At 68.5% G+C, this 6,642-nt stretch carries 6 protein-coding genes; 2 read left to right on the forward strand and 4 right to left on the reverse strand.

All coding sequences use genetic code 11. The features are described from left to right. Nucleotides 1-147: 147 nt before the first annotated feature. Genes AC1D2E_RS34240 through aat form a run of 3 tightly spaced genes read right to left on the reverse strand, consistent with a single transcriptional unit; the run spans nt 148 to nt 2,471 of the window. The gene (locus AC1D2E_RS34240) at nt 148-942 is read right to left on the reverse strand and encodes an IclR family transcriptional regulator (protein ID WP_478121924.1); all 795 of its coding nucleotides are present in this window, start codon (nt 940-942) and stop codon (nt 148-150) included. A gap of 30 nt (nt 943-972) precedes the next feature. Further along, nucleotides 973-1,722, reverse strand: a complete 750-nt coding sequence (locus AC1D2E_RS34245) for an arginyltransferase (RefSeq protein ID WP_478201528.1) — start codon at nt 1,720-1,722, stop codon at nt 973-975. Next, entirely contained in the window at nt 1,719-2,471 is a 753-nt protein-coding gene (aat, locus tag AC1D2E_RS34250) for a leucyl/phenylalanyl-tRNA--protein transferase (protein ID WP_478201529.1), read from the reverse strand. Before aat ends, AC1D2E_RS34245 begins: the two co-directional genes overlap by 4 nt. 120 nt (nt 2,472-2,591) lie before the next feature. On the opposite strand from aat, the gene AC1D2E_RS34255 reads away from it, so the two are divergent. After that, nucleotides 2,592-4,934 (forward strand): xanthine dehydrogenase family protein molybdopterin-binding subunit, encoded by a 2,343-nt coding sequence (locus tag AC1D2E_RS34255; protein ID WP_478201530.1) that lies wholly within the window; start codon nt 2,592-2,594, stop codon nt 4,932-4,934. 105 nt (nt 4,935-5,039) lie between these two features. Here the strand turns inward: AC1D2E_RS34255 and pobA are convergent, their stop codons facing one another. Beyond that, nucleotides 5,040-6,221 carry a 4-hydroxybenzoate 3-monooxygenase gene (gene pobA / locus AC1D2E_RS34260; RefSeq protein WP_478201531.1) on the reverse strand — a complete coding sequence of 394 codons (1,182 nt, stop codon included), beginning with the start codon at nt 6,219-6,221 and terminating at the stop codon, nt 5,040-5,042. Between the two features lie 119 nt (nt 6,222-6,340). Here pobA and AC1D2E_RS34265 point away from each other — a divergent pair. Further along, a partial coding sequence (locus tag AC1D2E_RS34265) for a helix-turn-helix domain-containing protein (protein WP_478201532.1) occupies nt 6,341-6,642 on the forward strand: 302 nt, incomplete at its 3' end.

The following is a 6,642-nucleotide window of genomic DNA, read 5'->3' on the forward strand; positions in this document are numbered from 1 at the left end:
CCCGAGGGGGCCGCAGGCCGCCTTGGGGCGGCCCGGCGCCGGCCTGAGCCCCCACGCTCCCCCACTGCGTGTGGGTCGCTGCCCCCCGAGGGGGCCGCAGGCCGCCTTGGGGCGTGACGTCAATTTCCGGATGGTGGGGCTGAAGTCTCAGGCGGCGGCGGGCTGGTCGGCCTTGTATCCCAGCGCGCCCGAGATCTCGTTGGCGGTGGCTTGCAGCTTCGGCAGCCAGCCCTCGTCGAGCCGGTCGGCCGGCGCCGAGATCGACAGACCCGCGACCAGCTTGCCCTGGTCGTCGTAGATGCCGGCGGCCATGCAGCGCACGCCGAGCTCGAGTTCCTCGTTGTCGCGGGCGATGCCGTACTGGCGCGCCTTGGACAGCTCCCGCTCCAGTGCGGGCAGTTGCGTGATGCTGTTGCGCGTGTGGCCGGCCAGGCCGGTGCGCGTGGCGTAGCTTCGAATGCGCTGCGGTTCGTCGGCGGCTAGGAACAGCTTTCCGGTGGAGGTCAGGTGCAGTGGGGCGCGCCCGCCGATGGCCCGGACCACCTGCATGCCGGAACGTTCGCTGTAGGCGCGCTCGATGTAGACGATCTCGTCGCCCTGCCGCATGCTGAGGTTCACCGGCTGCTGCGTGAGCTTGTGCAACTCGCGCATCGGGGTCAGGGCCGCATCGCGGACGTTGAGCCGGCCCTTGACCAGATTGCCCAATTCGAGCAGGCGCATGCCCAGGCGGTAGCTGCCGGCCTCGGGGCGGTCGACGAATCGGCCCACCGCCAGGTCGTTGAGGATCCGGTGCGTGGTGGACGGATGCAAGCCCGTCTTCTCGCTGATTTCCTTGAGGGAGATCGCTTCTTCACGTGACGCCAGCACGTCGATGAGCGCGAACATTCGCTCGATGACCTGGATCACGGGCGTGGCGGGAACGTCTGATTGTGGTTTTCTCATGTGCAACACGGTGGGAGACCGGTCGCCATTTTACTTGGTGAAATGGGCTGGCGGCTGCCAGCGGCCGTCGATCAGCACTTCATGGGGTGCGTAGCGGGCCTTGTAGTTCATCTTGGAACTGCCTTCGATCCAGTAGCCGAGGTAGACGTGGGGCAGCGCGAGCTTGCGCGCCTGCTCGATCTGCCACAGCACGCTGTAGTTGCCATAGCCGGCACCCGGCTCGGGTTCATAGAAGGTGTAGACCGCCGACAGCCCGTCGTTCAGCACATCGAGGATCGACACAATCTTGAGCGCACCGGCGCTGCCGTCGGCGAGTGTCTCGCGGAACTCCACCAGCCGCGAATTGACTCGGCTCTGCAGCAGGAACTGCGTGTACTGGTCGATGCTGTCGTGGTCCATGCCGCCACCCGCGTGGCGGCCGTTCTGGTAGCGCAGGTAGAGCTGGTAGTGCTCGGGCACGAAGCACAGCTTGAGCACCCGCGCCTGCAGGTTGCCATGGCGAGTCAGGGCACGGCGCTGACTCCGGTTGGGCTTGAATTCGTTGGCCAGTACGCGCAGCGGCACGCAGGCGGTGCAGCCGTCGCAATAGGGCCGGTAGGTGAACATGCCGCTGCGCCGGAAGCCGCTCAGGACCAGGTCCGAATAGGCGTCGTTGTGGATCAGGTGGCTCGGCGTAGCGACTTGCGAGCGTGCCTGACGGTCCGGCAGGTAGCTGCACGGATAGGGGGCCGTAGCGTAGAACTGCAGCGTGTGGAGCGGGAGATCCTTGAGGTGCGTCACGTCGGGGTGGAGCTTCGCGCAGGCAGGAGTTCGCTCCAGTATACGGGCTCGAAGCGCCATTGAGGACCGCTCTCCTGCCTTGCGTGGGCGACGTGCGACACGAAGCGCGCCCGCGGCATTTCGCGGGCGCCGAGGCTGGCGAGATGGCTGGTCTTCTGCTGGCAGTCGATCATCGCGATGCCATGGCGGCGGCAGAACGCGACCAGCGCCGCCAGCGCGATCTTGGAGGCATCGGGCCGGCGCGTGAACATCGACTCGCCGAACACCGCGCGGCCGATGGCGACGCAATAGAGGCCGCCCGCGAGTTCGCCGTCGATCCAGGTCTCGACGCTGTGGGCATGGCCGGCGCGGTGCAGTGCGCGGTAGGCGGCCACCATCTCGGGCAGGATCCAGGTGCCGGACTGGCCGACGCGCGGCGCCTGCGAGCAGGCCGAGATCACGGCGGCGAAGCCGTGGTCGATGCGGATCTCGCAGGCCGGGGAGGCGCGGAACGCGGCCAGGGTCTTGCGCAGCGATCGGTGCAGCGTGAAATCGGCTGTCCGGAGGACCATGCGCGGATCGGGGCTCCACCAGAGGATCGGCTGGCCCTCGCTGAACCACGGAAAGATGCCGTTGCCGTAGGCCTGCAGCAGGCTGGCGACGTCGAGCCTTCCGCCGGCCGCCAGCAGGCCGGGCACGGGATCGGAGTCGCCCCAGGCCGACGCGGCTTCGGGCAGGGGGTCACCGGGATCGAGCCAGGGCAGTTGCATGGTCGGAGGTATACACGGCTTCGGGCAGAGTCGTTCTGCGACAAGCCGAATGATCGCTAAAACCCTATAGTCGTTCCTGCGCCAGCGAAAAATGACCCGGACAAGAGCTAAAGGACCACGGTGACCACAGAAACGAACCCCCTGCGCTTCGGAAGCGGCCAGGCCGTCAGGCGGCTGGAAGACGAGAAACTGCTGGCCGGTGACGGCCGCTACACCGACGACGTCGCGCCGCCTGGCCAGAGCTGGCTCTGCTTCGTGCGTTCCCCGTATCCGCACGCACGGCTGGCCTCGGTCGACACGTCGGCGGCCCTGGGGATGCCCGGCGTGCTCGGCATCTTCACCGGGGCCGACCTCGATCGAGCCGGCGTCAAGCCGATGCCCGGGGCCCCCTTCAAGCGTGCCGACGGCGGCGACTGCGCAACCCCCGCGCGCCGCGTGCTGGCGCTGGAGCGCGTGCGTTTCGTCGGCGAGCCGGTCGCCATCGTGGTCGCCGAGACGGCAGCGCAGGCCCGCGATGCGGCCGAGGCGGTCATGGTCGACTACGAAGAACTGCCGATGGTGGTCGACCTCGAGAGCGCGACCGCCGAAGGCGCGCCGCTGATCTGCGACGAGGGCACCGGCAACATCGCGGCCGAGATGCGCCACGGCAGCGCCGAGGCGACCGCAGCCGCCTTCGCCAAGGCCAGCCACGTCGTCGCCCTCGACGTCGTCAACCAGCGGGTGGTCGCGCTCACGATCGAGCCGCGCACCGTGCTGGCCGAATTCGACACGGCAACGGACCGGATCACGATCCGGATGAGCACGCAGATGCCTTCGGGCGTACGCGATTCCGTGTGCGACGCGATCGGCCTCGCGAAGGAAAAGGTGCGGGTGGTGGTGGGCGACGTGGGCGGCGGCTTCGGCATGAAGACCGGCGCCTATCCGGAGGACATCGCGGTCGCCTACGCCGCCCGAGCGCTCGGGCGCCCGGTGAAATGGGTGGCCGACCGCAGCGAGGAATTCCTCTCGACCTCCCATGGCCGCGACATCGAGGCGAAGGCCGAACTCGCGCTCGACGCCCAGGGCAAGATCCTCGGCCTGCGCATCAAGACGCACGCCAATGTCGGCGCCTACGCGACCGCCACCGGGGTCGCGATCCAGCTGCTGATCGGCCCCTGGGTGCAGACCAGCGTCTACGACATCCAGACCATTGATTTTCATTTCAAGGCGGTGCTGACCAACACGGCTCCGACCGGCGCCTACCGCGGCGCCGGCCGGCCCGAGGCCATCTACACGATCGAGCGGCTGATGGACGAGGCGGCGCGCCAGAGCGGCATCGACCGGATCGCGTTGCGCCGGCGCAACTTCATCAGCCCGGCCCAGATGCCGTACAAGAACCCGATGCAGCAGGTCTACGACACCGGCAGCTTCGAGTCGGTCATGGACCAGGCGCTGGCACTGGCCGACTGGCAAGGCTTCGACGCCCGCGCGGCCGAATCGAAGCGCCGGGGCCGGATGCGCGGCCTCGGCATCGCCACCTTTCTCGAGTGGACCGGTGGCAACGTGTTCGAGGAGCGCGTGACCGTGGCGGTGCGCGCCGATGGCGTGATCGAGGTCTTCTCGGCCGTCAACGCGATGGGGCAGGGCATTGCGACCACCCTGGCGCAACTGGTGGTCGATGCCTTCGGCGTGCCGATCGAGCAGGTGCATATCGTGCTCGGCGACACCGACCGTGGCGACGGCTTCGGCAGCGCCGGTTCGCGCTCGCTGTTCACCGGCGGCTCGGCGGTCCGGGTGGGGGCCGAGCGCACCCTCGAGAAGGCCCGCGAACTCGCGGCCAAGGAACTCGAAGTGGCCGCCGCCGACATCGAATACGCCGCCGGCGTCTTCAAGGTCGCGGGCACCGATTTGAAGCTCGACCTGTTCACGCTGGCCGGCAAGCAGGCCGAACAGCAGATCTTCGTCGACTCGACCAGCACGGTGTCGGGGCCCACCTGGCCGAACGGCTGCCACATCACCGAGGTCGAGATCGATCCGCCGACCGGCGAGGTCAGCGTGCTGACCTATGCCTCGGTGAACGACGTCGGCCGGGTGGTCAACCCGCTGATCGTCCGCGGCCAGCTCGAGGGCGGGGCGGTGCAGGGCATCGGCCAGGCGCTGTGCGAGCGCGTGGTGTACGACCGCGAGACCGGCCAGCCGCTGACCGGCAGCCTGATGGACTACGCGGCGCCGCGCGCCGACATCGTCGCCACCATGTTCCGCATGGAGATGGACGAGTCGACGCCCTGCAAGAACAACCCGCTGGGCGTCAAGGGCGTCGGCGAGCTTGGCACCATCGGGGCCACGCCGGCGGTGGTGAACGCGGTCGCCGATGCGCTGGCGCGCAACGGCCTGGCCGGGCGCACGCCGCACCTGGACATGCCGTTGACGCCCGATCGCATCTGGCGGCTGATGCAGGGGCAAACCTTGGACCACCCCCGATAGCGCCTGCGGCGCCCCCCTCAAGGGGGCGACACCAGCGGCCCGGCGAAGCCGGTTCCGCGGTATCCCTGGAAGGGGGCGAGTCCGTTGTGACTCAGCTCTGAAGCGCTAGAACTCCTCGAGTGGCAGGCCGACGTAGTTCTCGGCCAGCGAGGTCGAGGCGGCGCGCGAGTGCACCAGGTAGTCGAGCTCGGCTTCCTGGATCTTCTGGCCGAATTCGCCGGTGTCCGGGAAGCGGTGCATCAGCGAAGTGAACCACCACGAAAAGCGCTCGGCCTTCCAGACCCGGCGCAGGCAGAGGTCGGAGTAGCGGTCGAGCGCCGAGGCCGACTTCTCGGCGTAGAAGATCTCCAGTGCGCGCGACAGGTAGCCGACGTCGGCGGTCGCCAGGTTCAAGCCCTTGGCGCCGGTCGGCGGCACGATGTGGGCCGCGTCGCCGGCCAGGAACAGGCTGCCGAAGCGCATCGGCTCGGCCACGAAGCTACGCAGCGGTGCGATGCTCTTCTCCAGCGAAGGCCCGGTCACGAGGTGTTCGCGCGCCTCGGGGTCGAGGCGCAGGCGCAGCTCGTTCCAGAACGCCTCGTCGCTCCAGTTCTCGACCTTCTCCTCGGTCGGCACCTGCACGTAATAGCGGCTGCGCTTGGCGCTGCGCATGCTGCACAGCGCAAAGCCGCGCGAGGTGTTGGCGTAGATCAGCTCGTGCGACAACGGCGGCACGTCGGCCAGTACGCCGAGCCAGCCGAAGGGATAGATCTTCTCGTAGGTGTGCAGCGCATCGGCCGGCACGCTGGCGCGGCTGACGCCGTGGTAGCCGTCGCAGCCGGCGATGAAGTCGCATTCGATCTCGTGCGTGGCGCCGTCCTTCTGGTAGCGCACGCGCGGCGAGGCGGTGTCGAAGTCGTGCAGGCTGACCGACGCGGCGCCGTAGATCGTGACGAGGCCTTCGGCTTCGCGGGCCTCCATCAGGTCGCGGGTGACCTCGGTCTGGCCATAGACCGTGACCTGCTTGCCGTCGGTCAGGCCATGCATGTCGATCCGGTGCCGGGCGCCCTTGAACAGCAGCTCGATGCCTCCGTGCGGCAGGCCCTCGGCCTTGGCGCGGGCGTCGACACCGGCACGGGCCAGCAGGTCCATCGTGATCTGCTCGAGCACGCCGGCACGGATGCGGCCCAGTACGTAGTCGCCGGTCTGGCGCTCGACGATGACGTTGTCGATGCCGGCCTTGTGCAGCAGCTGGCCGAGCAATAGGCCGGCGGGGCCTGCGCCGACGATGGCAACTTGTGTTCGCATGCGAGTCTCCTGGAGTTTGCGCAAGCGTAGGGCGCCTGTGCCGTTTTGGGGCAGCCGAATGGCACGCTGTGTGCGATCATGCAAGCAGTTGCGCGATGATCGCGCAAACAGTCTCGACCATGACCATCGCCAAACCAGACTTCATCGAGGGCATCGCCAAGGGCATGGCCGTGCTCGAGAGCTTCGACACCGAGCGCCAGCGGCTCAACGCCACCCTGGCCGCCGAGCGCGCCGGCCTGACGCGCGCCGCGGCCCGGCGCCACCTGCTGACCCTGGCGCACCTGGGCTACCTCGAAACCGACGGCAGCTACTTCTGGATGTCGCCCAAGGTGCTGCGCTTCTCGGGCAGCTACCTGGCTTCGTCGCGGCTGCCGCGGGCGCTGCAGCCGACCCTGAACCGGCTTGCCGCCCAGACCCAGGA

This window comes from Variovorax sp. P1_H2 (assembly GCF_056405295.1).